The organism is Bradyrhizobium sp. SZCCHNR1002 (assembly GCF_032381435.1).
In the GTDB taxonomy this organism is placed as follows: Bacteria; Pseudomonadota; Alphaproteobacteria; order Rhizobiales; family Xanthobacteraceae; genus Bradyrhizobium; species Bradyrhizobium aeschynomenes.
Genome location: NZ_JAUHIS010000004.1, coordinates 546,931 through 563,093, shown reverse-complemented (window position 1 = coordinate 563,093; position 16,163 = coordinate 546,931). Strand labels below are relative to the sequence as shown.

Genomic DNA, 16,163 nt, shown 5'->3' with positions numbered 1-16,163 from the left:
AGCGGTGGTTGGGACGGAGATCGGCGCCACGCGCAGCTCGCGACACATGCCCGTTCGTGAGTATGGATTCCGGGCTCGCGCTGCGCGCGCCCCAGAATGACGCGTGGAGGGAGCGTTCGTCGCCAACCGCCCCCGCTACCCCGCGATCTGCTTTTCGGCGACGGCGATCCACTCGGCCTGGGCCTTGCGGACGTGGCGGGGTGAGCGCTTCATCTGGATCAGGAGCTCCGTGAAGACCACCTTGGCCTCGTCGACGCGACCGACTGATTTGAGCAGCGATCCGTAGCGGGCCTTGGCTTCGCTGCTCGGCGCGTAGTCCAGCAGCGCCTGATATTCCTCGATCGCCTCGTCAGTGCGGCCGGCGTCCTGCAAGGCGCGGGCATAGAGCAGATGCGCGTCGGACGAATTGTAGTCCGGCCAGGTCTTCTGCAGCTCGTCGAGCGTCGCCAGCGCATCCGCGGGACGCCGGCGCGCGAACTGGGCCCTGGCCTTGCCGAGGGCGAACAGCGGCTCGTGGCCCATCGGCAGGCTGAGGATGTGGTCGTAGTGCTGCTCGGCCTCGTCATAGCGACCGACGGCCACGCATTCCTCGGCCAGCGCGGCGCGGTTGGCGATCGTGTCCGTGACAGCGACGCGATCCGACAACTCGCGATAGTATTTTTCGGGATCGAGCTTGTTGGCGACGCGCTTGCGCGCCTTCTGCACGTCGTGACTGCCGAGCCATTCGGGGACCAGCTCGACCACGATGTAGGCCAGCGCGCCGATCATCGGCACCATCAGGATGATGAAGGCCCAGGGCTGCATGCGTCCGGTGCGCGATGCATGGTAGATCAGCGAAATGTCGAGCAGCAGTACGACAAGTGCGACGGGCACGGCAGATCCCCCACTCACGGCTTTACACGCCGACGTTGATAGCGTGGCCGCGCGCGGCCGACAATCCCGCCCTCCGCGCCGATCCGACCGACGATGCCAGTTTGACGCGTCCGGACAACAGAGGGTTCAAACCAAGGACGCGTGGCACGTTCGATGGTCGTACGGAACGCCATCCTTTGTATCAAAAAAGGGCGGAAGCGCGTCGCGCTCCCGCCCTCGAACCCGCGGACTCGCCGCGGGGTGTTACTGCTGCTGGTCGATGACCTGCACCACCTTCTGATCCCGCGGGTCGACCAGAATGACCTGCTCGCCGATCGCCAGATACTGATAGTTCGCGAGCTCCGGATTGGCCCGGGCGAGTTCGTCCGGCACGCGGCGCAGGCTCAGGCAGCTCGAGCCGGACGAGGTGGAAGACGACGATGTCGTCGAGCCCACGGTGCCCGTCTCGGTGGCCGCGCGACGCAGGATCTGGCGCTGATCATCCGACAGCACGATACGGGTCGAGCTCACGCCATAGCCGCCGCGGTCATAGCCCCGGTCGGCACGCACGCCGTTCTGCGGAATCACATCGACGATCTCGCGGCTGCGCGGATCGACGATCGCGATCTCGTCATGCACGACGGTGTACTCGTAGCCGCGATATTCCGGCACGATCGCGATGATGTCGGTCGGAAGCGGACGGGGCCGCACGCGCTCCGGCAGGCGCTCGCCGACATTGATGCGGATGTTGATGTCGGTGCGCGCGCGGTCGAGATCGCGATCACGGCGCAACCGATCGACGACCTGCGTTCGCTGCTGGTCGTTGACCTGAACCTGGGCGTTGGTGCGGTTGCCGTTCGGCTGGGCCTGATTGTTGGCCTGTCCGGTCTGCGGAGCAGCGCCGGCGGGACCGGACTGCTGGTTCTGTTGCGCAGTCGAGCTCTTGGTGTCCGCGCCACCGGGCTGATTGGCCTGCTTGTTGCGGTCGTTGTCCGGCTTGTCGGCCGCCTTGTCCGCAGCCTTGTCGGACGTGCCGGTCTTGCGTTCGTCCTGGCTCTGCCGGGTCTTGTCCTTGTCGGCGCCGTTACGGTCGCTGCGATCCGCTTCGCGGTCGGACTTGCCCCCCGATTTGGATTCTGCGGCACGGTCCTGCTGCGACTTGGACTCTGCCTTGGACTCTGCCTTGGATTCGGCCTTGGTCTTGCCGTCTGCTTGCTTGTCGGCCTGCTTGCTGTCGGTGGCCGACTTCGACTCGGCGCTGTCCTTGGCATCGCGGGCGCGCTCGGCGGCTGCACCGCCCTTGCTCTCGGCGCTTTGCTTGGCGTCATGCGCCGAACGCTCGGACGATCGTTCCTGCGCCTGCTCGCGCCCTGCAGCCGGCGAAGGCTCGCCGCGGCGCTGCTCCTGCGCGCTCTGCTTCGCCTCGGACCCCGCGCGCTCGGCGGCCGCAGCGCCACTCTTCACCTCACCCTTGGCCTCGCCCTTCGCCTCCGCGGCCGGACGCGTCGCCTCGCGCGCCGACGAAGCGGCGGGGCCGCCCTCGCGCTTCATCTCGGATTGGGCCGATGCAGCACCGGATGCCGTGCCGATCGCCAGAATGATTGCGGCCGTTCCCAGCCAATGTTTCGTCGTCATGAGAGAACCTCCTTGGTTCCCTGCCCCATTCGCGGGCGGACAACGCGAACAGCCGCTCGGCGTTGCCGGGCGGCTCAGAAAAATCGCGCGGAACGATTTCGATGAACGGCGCCTTCACCGAAGCCCAGGACCGCGTGCGGGCAAAGATGCGAAGCGTCGCGCTGCGGACCGCTGCGCTTACAGTCACTGCCGCGGCGGCAGCCCGAGCAGAACCAGGACCGGAACGGCAAACTGCGCAAAGTTGGTGGTGCTGCCTTTCTCGCTATCTGCCGAACTGATCAGGCTCGCACTGCCCTTCACCCCGAACAGCACGCCGCTGACCTGATATTCCCGGGTCCCGTCAGGTGCCACCTTCAGGCGCCTGACACGAAACACCCGCGGCACACCGGTGCCCTTGTCGCCATCGACGCCGAGAATCGTGGTGGTCTGGCCGGGCACGCGCCGGTCGAGCAGCTTGACGGTCTGCTCCTGAGACGCGCGGAATTGCTCGATCGTCATGGTCGTGTTGGGCGGGTAGAGCCGATAGCTCACCTTCGAGCCGGGGCCGCATTTGGCGTCCTCGCACAGGAAGAAGGTCACGTCGGCGCCATTCGGCCGCTGCGGTTTCCAGCCGCTCACCGCGAACGGCGCAGCGGCGGCCGCGGGCGCTGCCGCCGGTGTCTCAGCCCGAGCCGCGCCAATGCCGGGGACAACCGAGAGCAACGCGGACAAGAGCAGCCAGCGCAGGGCGCGCCAAGTGAGGGGCAGCGTCGACATCAAGGCACCGTCGGGATCGAGGCAGGGGCGGACGTCATGGACATCCGGGAGATGGAGGAACGTCCCGCAACCTCGATCACCAATCGGTCGTTTGTAGGTCCGGCCGGCGAGCGGCCGAACGACACATGACGGCGTTGCGAGGTGATCAGGCGGCGCGGTCGAGATGCGCGACGAGGCCGGCGAACAGGCCGCGGCCGTCGGTGCAGCCCATGATGTCCTCGACGTGATTCTCGGGATGCGGCATCATGCCGAGCACATTCCCGTTCTCGTTGACGATTCCGGCGATGGAATGCGCCGCGCCGTTGATGTTGCTGAGGTCGCCGACCTCGCCCTCGGCCGAGCAGTAGCGATAGAGCACGCGCCCGTCGCCATTGAGCCGCTTCAAGGTCTCCTCGTCCGCCGCGTAGTTGCCCTCGCCATGGGCGACCGGCACGCGGATCACCTGACCGGCATTGTAGCCGCGGGTGAACGGCGAATCCGAACGCTCGACGCGCAGATGCACGTCCTTGCAGATGAACTTCAGCCGGTCGTTGCGCATCAGCACGCCCGGCAGCAGGCCGGATTCGCACAGGATCTGGAAGCCGTTGCAGACGCCGAGCACGAGGCCACCCTTGGCGGCGTGATCGCGCACCGCATCCATGACCGGCGCCCGCGCCGCGATCGCGCCACAGCGCAGATAGTCGCCATAGGAGAAGCCGCCCGGGACGACGACGAGGTCGGTGCCCTTGGGCAGCGACGTCTCGGCATGCCAGACCATCGCCGGCTCATGGCCGGAGATCATTCGTAGCGCGCGCGCCATGTCGCGTTCGCGATTGATGCCGGGGAAGACGAGGACGGCGGATTTCATAGTGAAGGCACATCGTTGAGTTCGAGCCGCCGCTCGATACGATCGAGACGGCCCTCGTGGCGAACCAAAGTGGCGTGAATGGCAGAGATTTCTTGATATACGCCGGTGATATCTTGCCGAGTGGCATTCTGAGCTGTGCCCAATGCCATCATGCCCTGCTTGAGTTCATCGATCTTGCCGTCCATTTGCGCAAGTCGCGCCTGGATCGACCTCAATATCTCTAGCAGGAGCTCGCTGCTGACCTCGGCCATATCGTCCTACCCCAGCAGCTCCACCCGGTAATTCTCGATCACCGTGTTGGCGAGCAGCTTGTCGGCGGCCGCCTTCAGGGCCGCCTCCGCCTTGGCCTTGTCGGCGCCGGCGAGCTCGATGTCGAACACCTTGCCCTGGCGCACGCTGGCAACGCCGTCGACACCGAGCGATTTGAGGGCGCCCTCGATCGCCTTTCCCTGGGGATCGAGGATGCCGGATTTCAGTGTCACCGTGACACGCGCTTTCACGTCTCTGATTCCTTTAGCTCTTGACCAGAACCGGGCCGGAGCCAGCCGGGCGCTCGTTCTCCATGAGGATGCCGAGCCGCTTGGCGACCTCGGTATAGGCCTCCAGAAGGCCGCCAAGATCACGACGGAAGCGGTCCTTGTCGAGCTTCTCGTTCGACTTGATGTCCCACAACCGGCACGAATCGGGGGAAATCTCGTCGGCGACGATGATCCGCATCATCTCGTTCTCGAACAGCCGGCCGCATTCCATCTTGAAGTCGACCAGGCGGATGCCAATGCCGAGGAAGAGACCGGTCAGGAAGTCGTTGACGCGGATGGCGAGCGCCATGATGTCGTCGATCTCCTGGGGCGTCGCCCAGCCGAACGCAGTGATGTGCTCTTCCGACACCATGGGGTCGTTGAGCTGGTCGTTCTTGTAATAGAATTCGATGATCGAACGCGGCAGCTGGGTGCCCTCCTCGATGCCGAGGCGCTGCGACAGCGAGCCCGCCGCCACGTTGCGCACCACGACCTCGAGCGGAACGATCTCGACCTCGCGAATCAACTGCTCGCGCATGTTGAGACGGCGGATGAAGTGGGTCGGCACCCCGATGTCGTTGAGGTGCTGAAACAGGTACTCCGAGATCCGGTTGTTGAGGACGCCCTTGCCTTCGATCACCTGGTGTTTCTTGGCATTGAAGGCGGTGGCGTCGTCCTTGAAGTGCTGGATCAGGGTGCCCGGCTCGGGACCTTCGTAAAGGACCTTGGCCTTGCCTTCATAAATGCGACGCCGACGGCTCATTGGGATGTACCGTGTTTTGTTGAAATCCATGAAATTGGTGGGCTCCGGATGACTTTGGACAGGACCACGACGGAGCTGCCGCGAGGGCCTGGATCCATAGGAAACAGAACAAGAACCGGGCCTGTGGGAAACCTATCCCATTGGTGTCCCGAGCACAATCGATCCAGACCCCGGAGGAGGAGTTTTACCGCCCTTCCCTGCGGCCTCGTGCCCGTTGTATTGACAAGGTGTTCCAATTATTTAGGCGTGCGGCCACCGCCCCGCAACCGCCTCCGCGGTTAACCCTTTTCGGCAACACTGGAAGTTCCGACCATGACCACGTTCGACAAGCGCGAGGACGCGTTCGAGAAGCAATTCGCCCATGACGAGGAATTGAAGTTCAAGGCGGAAGCCCGCCGCAACAAGCTCCTCGGCCTGTGGGCCGCCGAAAAGCTCGGCAAGTCCGGCGCTGACGCCGATGCCTACGCCAAGGAGGTCGTCGCGTCCGATTTCGAGGAGGCCGGCGACGCCGACGTGCTGCGCAAGGTGCTGGGCGATCTCACCGCCAAGGGCGCGGCCGTCACCGAGGCGGATGTACGCGCGAAGATGAGCGAGCTGCTGGCGACTGCCGTGGCCCAGGTCAAGGCGGGACAGTGAAAGCAGTTGAATAGCGAATGGGCAAGTAGCGAATAGTGGAGAACCCCTATTCGCTACTCCCTATTCGCTACTCGCCCCTCTCCTACTCTTCCTTGAATCCGTATTCCGGCACGTTGCCGCTCGCGCCGTAGTATTTGTACGGCAGGAACTTGCCCGACATCGTGATCTTGACGCGGTCGCCCTTGGCGTTCGGCAGGCGCTCCATCACCATGTCGAAATCGATCGCCGACATGATGCCGTCGCCGAACTCCTCCTGGATCAGCTCCTTCCAGGCCGGACCGTTGATCATCACGAGCTCGTAGAAGCGGTAGATCAAGGGATCGGTCGGCGGCATCTGCACGCCCTCGCCGCGCATCGGCGTCTCGTTCAACATCGAGATTTCGCTCTTGGAGAGACCGAACAGCTCGCCGGCATTGGCGGCCTGCGGCTTGGTCAGCTTCATCTGGCCGAGAATGGCGCCGACGATCAGCACCTCGGAATAGCCGCCGATCTTTTCGCAGATGTATTTCCAGCTCCAGCCCTTCTCGCGCTTGATGTCGAGCAGCTTCTCGGTCAGGTCGGATCGCTTCATGCTTGGTCTCCCTTGATGGGCCTTCGTTGATGGGTTTCTTCTGAGCGTCAGCGCGCCACCGCCTGCGGTGCGTCGCTGTCGGCCGCCTTGGACGCCACGATCGTCGGTTCGGTCCGGCCGATCTTCACCACCGGCACCTTGCGCGGATCGTGGTCCGGCGTCTCCGCGGTGAAGGTCTTGCTGCGGCTGACCAGGAAATCGATGATGTGGTTGCGCAACGAATAATACAGCGGGTGGCGATGCAGATCGCCGCGCAGCCGGTCCTTCGGCAGCGGGTTCTCGACGATCTCGGCCAGCACCGCGCCGGGTCCGTTGGTCATCAGCACGATCTTGTCGGCAAGATAGATGGCCTCGTCCACGTCGTGCGTGATCATGAACACGGTCTGCCCGGTCTCGACGCAGATGCGCCGGACCTCGTCCTGCAGGGTGCCGCGGGTCAGTGCGTCGAGCGCGGAGAATGGCTCGTCCATCAGCATGATCTTCGGCGTGATCGACAATGCGCGAGCGATACCGACGCGCTGCTTCATGCCGCCGGAGAGCTCGGAGGGACGCTTGTGCTCGGAGCCGGCGAGGCCGACCAGCTCGATATATTTGAGCGCATGCGCCTTGACCTTGGCGCGATCCCATTTGCGCCATTTCGAGGAGACCGCATAGGCGACGTTGCCGAGCACCGTCCGCCACGGCAGCAGCGCATGGCTCTGGAAGATGACCGCGCGGTCGAGGCTGGGGCCTTCGATGGCCTGGCCGTCGACGATGACCGCGCCCTCGCTCGGCGCGTCGAGCCCGGCGAGAATATTGAGCACCGTGGTCTTGCCGCAGCCGGAATGCCCGATCACGCAGACGAACTCGCCGCGCGCCATCGCGAGCCAGAGGTTCTCGAAGATCGTCGTGCTCCGCGCCCCGTCGTAGCGCTTGGCGACCCCCTCGATGGAGATGAACTTGTCGGTCATGGCACGCCCTACTCCGGAAACGTCACGAGCCGCGACACGCGGGCGAGGAGCTGGTCCAGCACCATGCCGACGACGCCGATCAGCAGGATCGCGATGATCACGTTGGTGATCGAGAGGTTGTTCCACTCGTTCCAGACGAAGTAGCCGATGCCGGTGCCGCCGACGAGCATCTCGGCCGCGACGATGACCAGCCATGCGATCCCGATCGAGATTCGCATGCCGGTGAGGATCGTCGGCGCCGCCGCCGGCAGGATCACCGTGAAGGCACGTCGGAAATTCCCGACCTCGAGCGTGCGCGCGACGTTGATCCACTCCTTGCGCACGCTGGCGACCCCGAAAGCGGTGTTGATCAGCATCGGCCACACCGAGCAGATGAAGATCACGAAGATCGCCGACAGGCTGGAATCCTTGATGGTGTAGAGTGCCAGCGGCATCCAGGCGAGAGGCGAGATCGGCTTGAGGATCTGGATGAACGGATCGAGCGCCTTGCTCATCAAGGGCGACATGCCGATCAGGAAGCCCAGCGGAATCGCGATGGCGACCGCAATGAGATAGCCGAGCATGACCCGCCCGAGCGAGAAGGCAAGCTGGATGCCGAGCCCCTTGTCGTTCGGGCCATTGTCGTAGAACGGTCGCCGCAGATGCTCCCACAGCTTGGCGCCGATATCGAGCGGTCCAGGCATCGCCGACTTGCCCTGGGTCGCCGTCATGCCCATCAGCTTGGCGTATTCCGGGCTCATGTTGGCGGCCGTCCCGGTGCTGCGCGTGGCAATGTGCCAGGCGCCGAGGAAGACGGCGAGCAAAACGATGGAGACGACCGCGGCGCGGAGGCGGAGTGAGGCGGTCATCAGCAGCCCCACCCACCGCCGTCATCCCGGCGAACGCCGGGATCCATAACCACCGAACTCAGTGGATGGATAAGATTGCCGCTGCCGCCCCTGCCCCAAGCGAGGCCGCGGCGTATGGGTCCCGGCGTTCGCCGGGACGACACCGGTGGCGTGGTCAGCAGGGTGGCGTCCATCATCCCCATCACGACGCCTTCTTGATCTTGAAGCTGGCGACATAGTCGTCCGGCTTGGTCGGATCGAAGCTCTTGCCCATCACCGAGAACGACTTGTAGGAGTCCTTCGGGGGCGAGAGCCCCATGTCGGTCATGACCTTGCGGGTGTCGGTCGCGAGATAGATCTGCTCGGCCACGGCCTTGTAGTCGACGTCGCCCTTGATCTGGCCCCAGCGCTTCATTTGCGTCAGCATCCACACCGCGAAGGACTGCCACGGGAACGGATCGAAATCGACGCGCTTCGGATCGGTCTTCACACCGCCGAGGCCGTCGGCATAGGTGCCGGTCAGCACCTGCTCCAGCACGGTCACCGGCGCGTTGATGTAGTTGGCCGGCGCGATCGCTTCGGCGATCTGCTTGCGGTTCTCGGCCTTGGACGCATAGGCGGTGGCATCGACGATGGCGCGTGTCAGCGCAGCGAAGCTGTTCGGCGCCGTGGTGATGAACTCGCGGCTGGCAGCGAAGCTGCAGCAGGGATGACCGTCCCAGATCTCCTTCGACAGGATGTGGAGATAGCCGACGCCATCATAGATCGCGCGCTGGCAGATGTTGTCGGGCGCGAGGAAGCCGTCGATGTTGTCGGCCCGCAGGTTCGCCACCATTTCCGGCGGCGGCACCGAGCGCAGCTGCACGTCGGTATCGGGATCGATGCCGTGCTCGGCCAGGTAATAGCGCAGCAGGTAATTGTGCATCGAGTAGTCGAACGGAATGGCGAACTTCATGCCCTTCCAGTCCTTCGGATCGCGCTTGTCCTTGTGCTTCATCGACAGCACGATGCCCTGCCCGTTGATGTTCTCGATGGCGGGCACGGTGAACGGGATCGGCTGAGCGCCGAGGCCCAGCGAGATCGCGATCGGCATCGGCGCCAGCATGTGGGCGGCGTCGTATTCCTTGTTGATGGTCTTGTCCCGGATCACGGCCCAGCCGGCGGTCTTGACGACCTCGACGTTCAGCCCGGCCTTGGCATAGAATCCGAGCGGAGCCGCCATGATGATCGGGGTCGCGCAGGTGATCGGGATGAAGCCGACCTTGAGATCCTTCTTCTCCGGTGTGCCGGCCTCTGCGAACGCTTCCGTCGCGGTCTTCAGCGGGAAGAACTGCGAGACCGCAGCCAGCGCCGTGGCGGCGCCGACCGTCTTCAGGAACGCGCGCCGCGTGGCGGCTTCCGGAAACACCGCGCGCAGCACGGCCGATGCGACGACGTTCTCGTAGCGCTTCTCCTGGGAGTCCGCGACCGGCTCGCAGCGCAACGCCAGCATGGCGTGCTCGTGTTCGGCCGGGCTGCGATGCTCGCCGCAAATACAACCGGCATTCACCCGTGAATCGGCATCGAACGGATCATCGAAAATCGACATGTGCTGCGCCCCTTTGTCACACCTGCGCTGTCAGCGCCTCCGAACTGCTCATCCGGCCGCATTTTTCAGCGGCCGGACGTGCATCTCATGCAGCTTCTATGCCGCTTTGCTGGTCATCGCCGGCATCGGGAGACCTTCCTCGATCGGCAGCGACGGGTCGCGCGACCACTCGTTCCACGAGCCGAAATACATCCGCACATCCTTCACGCCGGCGTTCTTCAACGCCAGGAAGGTGTTCGAGGCCCGTGCGCCCTTGAAGCAGTAGAGATAGACAGGTGTGTCGACCGTGATGCCGACGGTGGCGCATTCGGCGAGGATCTCGTCCTTCGACTTGAAGCGCGGGCCTTCCGCGGTCGGCTTCATCATGCGGTACCACTCGAGCCACACCGCACCGGGAATGCGACCTTTGCGCGGGCAGAAGTCCTTGCCATACGGCGAGGACGAATCGCCGATCCACTCGTCGACGTCGCGGACGTCGAGGATCGCGATCGCGGGATTGCCGACCGCGGCCAACATCGCCTTGGCATCGATCAGGATGCTGCCCGCCTCCGGCACGATCGCGAACGACGCCTTGGCCGGCGACGGCACGTCGGTGGTGACGGGCATGCCGGCTCCGACCCAGGCGTCGTAGCCGCCATGCAGCACCTTCACCTTGGGATAGCCGAGCATCGTGAGCAGGAAGTAGCCGCGGCAGGACTGGCCGAAGCCGGAGTTCATCGACTGCTCGTAGACGACCGCGGTCTCGGCGCCCGACAGTCCGGCAGCGCCGAAGGCGTCCGCGAATTTCGTCTTCAGCTCCGCGATGCCTTCCGGCGTCGACGTGGCCAGATAGGTGAAGATCTCGTGGACGTTCACGGCGCCGGGAAGATGTCCCGCAGCGTAGGCATCGGGATTGCGGGTGTCGATCACGACACTCGGCTCGGTCTTGATGAACTCGGCGAGTTCGCCGGCAGTAATCAGAACGTCCGTCATGGCAGGCCTCTCCTGGTTGGGATTTGTTGGTTTGCCGTTCTCGCCGGCGTCAGCCGTCGGCGAGCATCTTGCGGAGCTGCTTGGTCGCGGGAGTTACGATCGCGACGAAATAGGCCTCGCGCAGGCGGCGTTCGGCGCGATTGCCCTTGAGATAGCCGCGTGCTCCGCAATGGAGCATCGCGGCATGAGCCGCAGCGACGCTGGCCTCGCCGGCACGCAGGCGGAGCGCGACGACCTTGCGCCAATAGATCTCGTCGGTGTTGAACGGATCGCTGGCGAGCGCGGAAGTCTCCTTTGCGAGCTCATCGGCGAGCGCATGAAAGTCGACCGGCTGCTGTGGCAGATAGCGGTTGACGTGGCCGAGCGGCGCCTCGACCTCCTGCATGATCTTGATGCAGTCCTTGATCAGCCCGAGCGCCATGCCGGCCTGCAGCAGGATGAAGCCGGCACGGATCTTCCTGACGAAGGGCCCCGCGGGATCGGCGAGGATCAATTCGTCCGGCACGAACAGGTCGCGGAACTGGATGCCGTAGGTGCCGGTGCCGTCCATCGCCAGGAACGGCTGGCACGGCTGTAACGTGACCGCCGCATCGGCGCAGTCGGCCATGAACATCACGATCTCGCCGGGCGCATCCTCACGCTCGAAGATCGTGCCGAACATGTGGTCCGGGCCGAGATTGGAGACCCAGGGCAGCACGCCGCGCACGACATAGCCGCCTTCGACCTTGCGTCCCCTGAGCTTGAGCTTCTCGATGCCGAAGAAGCTCTTCATCGGATTCGAGAGCCCGGTGCCGCCGAGCAGCTTGCCGCTCGCGGCATCGTCGAGCAGCCGATCGACCAGCGCCTTGTTGCCGGAATTGGCGATGTACCAGACCAGCGTGTTCTGGCACCACGCCATGAAGGCGGAGGCGCCGCAGACTTCGCCGATCGCCGCGATCGAGGCGATCGCGCTGTTGAGATCCGCCTTGCCGCCATCGGGCAAATGGCTGCTCCACGCCCCGACCTCGCCGAAGCGGCGGAGCACGTCGGCCGGATACACCGTCCCGGCGTCGATGCCAGAGGCGAGCGGCGCGAGCTCGTTGCGCGCGATCGCCGCCACCTGCTCCACGGTCGACGGCACGGGCATCACGCCCGCCCCATCGACCGCCAGATGCTGTCCGAGTGAACCCATGACGTCCTCCGCTGCTCGGGCGTTCAAGCCGAGATCAGATCCCGACCTCGAGATTGACGGGACGCGTGAAGGTGTTGGCGACCGGCGACCACTTCTTGACGTGATCGATCAGCGCCTTGACCTCCTCCTGCGGGATGCCCTCGCATTCCATGTCGACCTTGACGCGGACATCGGTGAAGCCGACCGGCTTCTCGCTGACGTCGCCGGTGCCCCAGACCGCGGTGATGTTGAGATCGCCCTCGAGCTCCAGCTCGAGCTTGTTGACGATCCAGCCGCGATGCACGGCGTTGGCGTGCAAGCCCACCGCCAGGCAGGATCCGAGCGCGGCGAGCGAGGCTTCCGACGGATTCGGCGCGGTGTCGTCCCCGAGCAGCCCCGGCGGCTCGTCGACGATGTAGGGCGCGAGGTTGCGGATGTAGTTGGCGTGGCGGAACTTGCCCTCCGCCACGGTCTTGCACTTAAGGGTCTTGATGACCTTGGGGTTGGCCTTGCCGTTGACGATGAGCTGTTCGAGCCCGTTCTTGTCGATGGGTGCGAGGCAGCCCGTCAGGGCCGTCTTCTGAACCACAGCCGTCATCTCATTTCTCTCCCTGGGATCGAGGATACCGAACGGTCTGTTTCCTGCACGAAGCGTGCCAGCACCCCAGGAATTCAAAAGGCGGAATGATCCTCGCGGCTTAGGCAATCGTGGCGAAAAGCGCCCACCCCGCGCCTGCCCAAGTGCGATGCAGAATGCTGCCGGCCGCGATCAAATTGCGCGCAACGCTGCCTCGACGGCATCAGCAGTCTTGCTGACTCACGCGCACAGCGACTAAGCTTGCGCACATGGGCAAGTCAGCTGCGGGCAAACAAACCGGCAAGAAGCAGGCGATCGCGCGGACGATCTCCGCCAGCGATGACGAATCCGCGCGGGGCCGGCTGCTCGGTGCAGCGACGCGGCTGTTCTGCAAGAACGGCATCAACGCCACCGGCATCGATGCCATCATCAGCGAGGCGGGCACGGCGAAGACCACGCTCTACAAGCTGTTCGGATCGAAGACCGCGCTCGTCACCGCCGTGCTCGAAAGCGAGGGCAAGCAGTGGCGCGAGTGGTTCATTGCCGAGATGGAGAGCGGCGGCGGTGATGCCGAGACCAAGCTGGCGCGCATCTTCCCGGCGCTGAAGAGCTGGTTCAGCGAGGAACGCTTCTACGGCTGCCCCTTCATCAATGCGGTCGGCGAGCATGACAAGGACCAGAAGCAGTTCCGCACCATCGCGATGCGCCACAAGAAGGTGGTCCTGGCGCATATCGAGAAGCTTGCCCGGGACATGGGAGCCGTGGAGCCCGAAAGCTTCGCCCATCAATTGGCGCTGCTAATCGACGGCGCGATCGTCGCGGCGATGGTATCGCGCAATCCGGAGGTCGCCGACACGGCGGGCCTCGCCGCCAGTGCGCTGTTCGAGCCCGCGAAGCTGAAGACGGGGAAGCGCGGCAGCAAGACGGATTCGCAACTCGCCGCCGTCTGAGCAGACTTGCTCCTGCCTATTTCATCTGCCTATCTCATCGTCGCGCTAGCGGAAGTAGTCGATCACCAGCTTCTGGTCGGCGTGGTCCGCGACGGCGCCATTCAGGCTTGCGTCGATCACGCGCCGGCAGGCTGCGACGGTTGCCTCATCGCCGAGCTCATTGGCCGCTTCGAGCACATGCCAGGCCGCATCGACCGCCGCGCGGTCCGCAGGCGCTTCGCGACGAACGAGCCCTCGCCCACCGCGAGGTTGGAGTCCCATGCCATTCATCCGCGACACCTCGTGCTTGGCTTCCCGGTCAATGCGCGAGCGCGCGCTGCTCGCGTCCGCCCTTGGCGGAGTTCTTGCGCGACTGATAGAAATCGATGACGCTGCGCGACGCCTGCACGTCGAGCCGCGCATAGTCTCGCTCCAGATCCTGCAGCTCGCCCGCCGTGATGCGGTGATCGCGCGCGCCGAGAAAGGCGAGCGCCATCGTCGTATCCCAGCCGAAATGCAACGCCTTGGCCAGCATCAGCAGCATCTCGCGGTTGCGGTCGAACAGAGCCCGCTCGACGACGTCGACCGGAAGGCCCGACAGCAGCGCGAGGCCGATCGTCACCTCCTCGACCTTGTGCGCGGTCGCATAGCCGGCAATGCTGCTCTCGTGCAGATTGCCGAGGCGATGCTGGATCGAGACGGTGCGCTTGGCGACGAAGTAGTTGCGTGAACCCGGGCCGAATTTCGATTGCAGGTCGCCCGCGATGTTGGCCACCGAGCTGTGGATCTCGCCGAGCAGCTCCGGCCGCTCCCCTGCCAGCCGCTTGCCGACGTCGTCCGAGGCCTTGGCGATCAGTTGCTGGAACAGGTGACGCGGGATGTCGAGCCGCCGGCCGAGGTGCTCGGCGAGGATCGAATCGTTCTCTGCCCGCTGGACCATGTGCAGGAATCCGGCGCCGGAAAACTGTGCGCCGTGATTGCGCGCCACGGCCGTGGCGACGTCCCGATTGCCGCGCGTGGCCAGCACGTCGGTGACCGCCGGGCTCAGCGTCTTGCGCTCGGCGATGGCGAGCAGATGCTCCTGGCTCTTGGTGCTGGCGTTCTCGACCAGCGTGGCATCGTCGAGACGTTCGGATTCGCGCAGCACCGGGCCGGCGACCCAGATCTCGTCATCGAAGGCGAGCTTGCGGATGACGCTGGCCGGTGAATATTCGATCTTGGCGAGACGATCAGCGAGTTTGGCACGCGCTTCGACCTCGATCTCGTCGGCCAGCCGGCCGATGACCTCGCCGAAGGTGGCGATCTCCTCCTCGCAGTACCGTCCCGCGATCAGCAGGTCGGTCGCATGCCAGAGCGCGCGCTCCCGGCTGTCGGCGGTCCCCCGCGCGATCGCATCCTCGAGGTCCCGCAACACCGATCTGGTTTCGTTCATGATGAAAGGCCGCACCGCTGCAAAGATGGAAGGGCAATGCGCAGATCATACCGTTCGAACCCGAGCGTTCCGTAACCCGCGCCGTGCGGATTTGACCGGGCATTTTCACTCAAATGCGCACGCGCGCGTTAAGCATGCGGCCGGCAATCAGGTCGCCGCGGGACTTGCCGGGCCTATTGTTCTTCCCGCGCGAGCGACGCATGACGCTTACGGCATGACGCTTACGGTATGACGCGGAGCGCGCGCGTCTCCGCCTCGGCGACCGACCGTTCGCGCGATGTCCAAGGACATTCGGCGACAGCCCGGTCGATCAATTGCATGGCGTCACGCTCGCGACTCTGGTCGAGCATCAGCTCGCCGGCGAAGAAGCTCGCCTCGCAACGCCGTGCCTTGCGCCTGGCAGGAGCACCGCGATCTGCCGCTGCAAGCACAGCCTCTGCCGTCTCCTGCCCGAGGAAGAGACGGACGATCGGTGCCGGCCATTTGCTCATGTCGAGCCGCTTCGCGTGGTCGGCGAGCTCGCTCGGCAGGCCGGCGCGGCGGCGGGCCAGATCCAGCCACAGAGCCGCCTCGGCATTGTTGGGGTCGATCTCGCTGAGCCATCTGAAGTCGTCCTGCGACTGCTCCAGGAGACCTGCCTGGAAGCTTGCGATGCCCAGCGCGCGATAGGCCTTCGCCCGGTAGCCGTTGCGGCCGAATGCCCGCCCGAAACCCGCCCCCGGCTGCGGCTCGCTCTCGCGCAGATCAGGAGCCGCGCGATCGAATGCGGCAAGAAGACCGGCCGAGGACTGCTCGATGACGATCTTGTAGTCGTCGATCGCATGCTCGACATCTCCCTTGCTGAAGTAGGCGCCGGCACGCGCGAAACGGGCTTCGATCACCTGCGGCGTCGCCGGCTTGCCGTGCTCGATCACGACGGTGCAGCCGGCAATGCGCTCGTCGGCGCCGAGATCGGCTGCGGTCGTGCAACGCTTCGCGGCCGCTGCGTGGGTGCTTGCCGACAAGCCGAAGACCGAACCGACGATCAACGCACAACACAAAAACGAATGCCATCGTCGCTTAGCCATGAATGCCCCCTTAGATCTTGCTCTTTGTGCTGCGATCTAATCAGAACCGATCGGATGAGCCACAATCTGCAATTGCGTTCACCAAACATCGTT

Annotated in this window: 19 protein-coding genes; 2 read left to right on the top strand and 17 right to left on the bottom strand. The window is 64.7% G+C overall.

Annotated elements, in window-relative coordinates; all coding sequences use genetic code 11:
• Window positions 1-135: 135 nt before the first annotated feature.
• The 7 genes from QX108_RS22135 to purC all read right to left on the bottom strand — a co-directional run bounded on the left by QX108_RS22135 (window position 136) and on the right by purC (window position 5,371).
• A complete protein-coding gene (locus QX108_RS22135) occupies window positions 136-873 on the bottom strand; it encodes a tetratricopeptide repeat protein (RefSeq protein WP_315782334.1) in 738 nt (245 codons plus the stop codon).
• Between the two features lie 243 nt (window positions 874-1,116).
• Entirely contained in the window at window positions 1,117-2,403 is a 1,287-nt protein-coding gene (locus QX108_RS22130) for a DUF1236 domain-containing protein (RefSeq protein ID WP_315782917.1), read from the bottom strand.
• Between the two features lie 267 nt (window positions 2,404-2,670).
• Complete coding sequence (locus tag QX108_RS22125) at window positions 2,671-3,243, bottom strand: hypothetical protein (protein WP_315782336.1); 573 nt, start codon at window positions 3,241-3,243, stop codon at window positions 2,671-2,673.
• A gap of 145 nt (window positions 3,244-3,388) precedes the next feature.
• Window positions 3,389-4,090 (bottom strand): phosphoribosylformylglycinamidine synthase subunit PurQ, encoded by a 702-nt coding sequence (gene purQ, locus QX108_RS22120; RefSeq protein WP_011925794.1) that lies wholly within the window; start codon window positions 4,088-4,090, stop codon window positions 3,389-3,391.
• Window positions 4,087-4,341: a hypothetical protein gene (locus tag QX108_RS22115; protein WP_315782339.1), complete on the bottom strand. Its 255-nt coding sequence runs from the start codon at window positions 4,339-4,341 to the stop codon at window positions 4,087-4,089. The genes purQ and QX108_RS22115 overlap by 4 nt, the downstream gene beginning before the upstream one ends.
• 6 nt (window positions 4,342-4,347) lie before the next feature.
• Window positions 4,348-4,590: a phosphoribosylformylglycinamidine synthase subunit PurS gene (purS, locus tag QX108_RS22110; protein ID WP_315706343.1), complete on the bottom strand. Its 243-nt coding sequence runs from the start codon at window positions 4,588-4,590 to the stop codon at window positions 4,348-4,350.
• A gap of 13 nt (window positions 4,591-4,603) precedes the next feature.
• Window positions 4,604-5,371, bottom strand: coding sequence for a phosphoribosylaminoimidazolesuccinocarboxamide synthase (gene purC, locus QX108_RS22105; RefSeq protein WP_008974302.1), 768 nt, complete (start codon window positions 5,369-5,371; stop codon window positions 4,604-4,606).
• Window positions 5,372-5,683: 312 nt separating this feature from the next.
• Between purC and QX108_RS22100 the strand changes: the two genes are divergently transcribed.
• Entirely contained in the window at window positions 5,684-6,007 is a 324-nt protein-coding gene (locus QX108_RS22100; protein WP_315719335.1) for a DUF1476 domain-containing protein, read from the top strand.
• A gap of 82 nt (window positions 6,008-6,089) precedes the next feature.
• Here QX108_RS22100 and cynS read toward each other — a convergent pair whose 3' ends face one another.
• The 7 genes from cynS to QX108_RS22065 form a co-directional block, all read right to left on the bottom strand.
• Entirely contained in the window at window positions 6,090-6,578 is a 489-nt protein-coding gene (gene cynS / locus QX108_RS22095) for a cyanase (RefSeq protein WP_315782342.1), read from the bottom strand.
• Between the two features lie 47 nt (window positions 6,579-6,625).
• Window positions 6,626-7,528, bottom strand: a complete 903-nt coding sequence (locus QX108_RS22090) for an ABC transporter ATP-binding protein (protein ID WP_315719333.1) — start codon at window positions 7,526-7,528, stop codon at window positions 6,626-6,628.
• A gap of 8 nt (window positions 7,529-7,536) precedes the next feature.
• Window positions 7,537-8,376, bottom strand: a complete 840-nt coding sequence (gene ntrB / locus QX108_RS22085) for a nitrate ABC transporter permease (protein WP_315782345.1) — start codon at window positions 8,374-8,376, stop codon at window positions 7,537-7,539.
• A gap of 181 nt (window positions 8,377-8,557) precedes the next feature.
• Entirely contained in the window at window positions 8,558-9,943 is a 1,386-nt protein-coding gene (locus QX108_RS22080; protein ID WP_315719331.1) for a CmpA/NrtA family ABC transporter substrate-binding protein, read from the bottom strand.
• 96 nt (window positions 9,944-10,039) lie between these two features.
• Window positions 10,040-10,915, bottom strand: coding sequence for a sulfurtransferase (locus tag QX108_RS22075; RefSeq protein WP_315782347.1), 876 nt, complete (start codon window positions 10,913-10,915; stop codon window positions 10,040-10,042).
• A gap of 49 nt (window positions 10,916-10,964) precedes the next feature.
• A complete protein-coding gene (locus tag QX108_RS22070; RefSeq protein WP_315719329.1) occupies window positions 10,965-12,086 on the bottom strand; it encodes an acyl-CoA dehydrogenase family protein in 1,122 nt (373 codons plus the stop codon).
• Between the two features lie 34 nt (window positions 12,087-12,120).
• Window positions 12,121-12,663 carry an OsmC family protein gene (locus tag QX108_RS22065; RefSeq protein ID WP_172113730.1) on the bottom strand — a complete coding sequence of 181 codons (543 nt, stop codon included), beginning with the start codon at window positions 12,661-12,663 and terminating at the stop codon, window positions 12,121-12,123.
• A gap of 248 nt (window positions 12,664-12,911) precedes the next feature.
• On the opposite strand from QX108_RS22065, the gene QX108_RS22060 reads away from it, so the two are divergent.
• Complete coding sequence (locus QX108_RS22060; RefSeq protein ID WP_315782349.1) at window positions 12,912-13,592, top strand: TetR/AcrR family transcriptional regulator; 681 nt, start codon at window positions 12,912-12,914, stop codon at window positions 13,590-13,592.
• A gap of 45 nt (window positions 13,593-13,637) precedes the next feature.
• On the opposite strand, the gene QX108_RS22055 is transcribed toward QX108_RS22060, so the two are convergent.
• The 3 genes from QX108_RS22055 to QX108_RS22045 form a co-directional block, all read right to left on the bottom strand.
• On the bottom strand, window positions 13,638-13,853 hold the full coding sequence (locus QX108_RS22055; RefSeq protein WP_315719327.1) for a hypothetical protein: 216 nt from the start codon (window positions 13,851-13,853) through the stop codon (window positions 13,638-13,640).
• 37 nt (window positions 13,854-13,890) lie between these two features.
• Window positions 13,891-15,003, bottom strand: a complete 1,113-nt coding sequence (locus QX108_RS22050; RefSeq protein ID WP_315719326.1) for a DUF2336 domain-containing protein — start codon at window positions 15,001-15,003, stop codon at window positions 13,891-13,893.
• Between the two features lie 221 nt (window positions 15,004-15,224).
• Window positions 15,225-16,007, bottom strand: a complete 783-nt coding sequence (locus QX108_RS22045; protein WP_315782352.1) for a hypothetical protein — start codon at window positions 16,005-16,007, stop codon at window positions 15,225-15,227.
• Window positions 16,008-16,163: the final 156 nt, after the last annotated feature.

What these genes read in the sequence shown, in the direction of transcription:
- QX108_RS22130 (WP_315782917.1), bottom strand. Translation starts at nt 2,403, where the DNA reads ATGAAGCGCGAGGGCGGCCCCGCCGCTTCGTCGGCGCGCGAGGCGACG.
- QX108_RS22125 (WP_315782336.1), bottom strand. Translation starts at nt 3,243, where the DNA reads ATGTCGACGCTGCCCCTCACTTGGCGCGCCCTGCGCTGGCTGCTCTTG.
- purQ (WP_011925794.1), bottom strand. Translation starts at nt 4,090, where the DNA reads ATGAAATCCGCCGTCCTCGTCTTCCCCGGCATCAATCGCGAACGCGAC.
- QX108_RS22115 (WP_315782339.1), bottom strand. Translation starts at nt 4,341, where the DNA reads ATGGCCGAGGTCAGCAGCGAGCTCCTGCTAGAGATATTGAGGTCGATC.
- purC (WP_008974302.1), bottom strand. Translation starts at nt 5,371, where the DNA reads ATGAGCCGTCGGCGTCGCATTTATGAAGGCAAGGCCAAGGTCCTTTAC.
- QX108_RS22100 (WP_315719335.1), top strand. Translation starts at nt 5,684, where the DNA reads ATGACCACGTTCGACAAGCGCGAGGACGCGTTCGAGAAGCAATTCGCC.
- cynS (WP_315782342.1), bottom strand. Translation starts at nt 6,578, where the DNA reads ATGAAGCGATCCGACCTGACCGAGAAGCTGCTCGACATCAAGCGCGAG.
- QX108_RS22090 (WP_315719333.1), bottom strand. Translation starts at nt 7,528, where the DNA reads ATGACCGACAAGTTCATCTCCATCGAGGGGGTCGCCAAGCGCTACGAC.
- ntrB (WP_315782345.1), bottom strand. Translation starts at nt 8,376, where the DNA reads ATGACCGCCTCACTCCGCCTCCGCGCCGCGGTCGTCTCCATCGTTTTG.
- QX108_RS22080 (WP_315719331.1), bottom strand. Translation starts at nt 9,943, where the DNA reads ATGTCGATTTTCGATGATCCGTTCGATGCCGATTCACGGGTGAATGCC.
- QX108_RS22075 (WP_315782347.1), bottom strand. Translation starts at nt 10,915, where the DNA reads ATGACGGACGTTCTGATTACTGCCGGCGAACTCGCCGAGTTCATCAAG.
- QX108_RS22070 (WP_315719329.1), bottom strand. Translation starts at nt 12,086, where the DNA reads ATGGGTTCACTCGGACAGCATCTGGCGGTCGATGGGGCGGGCGTGATG.
- QX108_RS22065 (WP_172113730.1), bottom strand. Translation starts at nt 12,663, where the DNA reads ATGACGGCTGTGGTTCAGAAGACGGCCCTGACGGGCTGCCTCGCACCC.
- QX108_RS22060 (WP_315782349.1), top strand. Translation starts at nt 12,912, where the DNA reads ATGGGCAAGTCAGCTGCGGGCAAACAAACCGGCAAGAAGCAGGCGATC.
- QX108_RS22055 (WP_315719327.1), bottom strand. Translation starts at nt 13,853, where the DNA reads ATGGGACTCCAACCTCGCGGTGGGCGAGGGCTCGTTCGTCGCGAAGCG.
- QX108_RS22050 (WP_315719326.1), bottom strand. Translation starts at nt 15,003, where the DNA reads ATGAACGAAACCAGATCGGTGTTGCGGGACCTCGAGGATGCGATCGCG.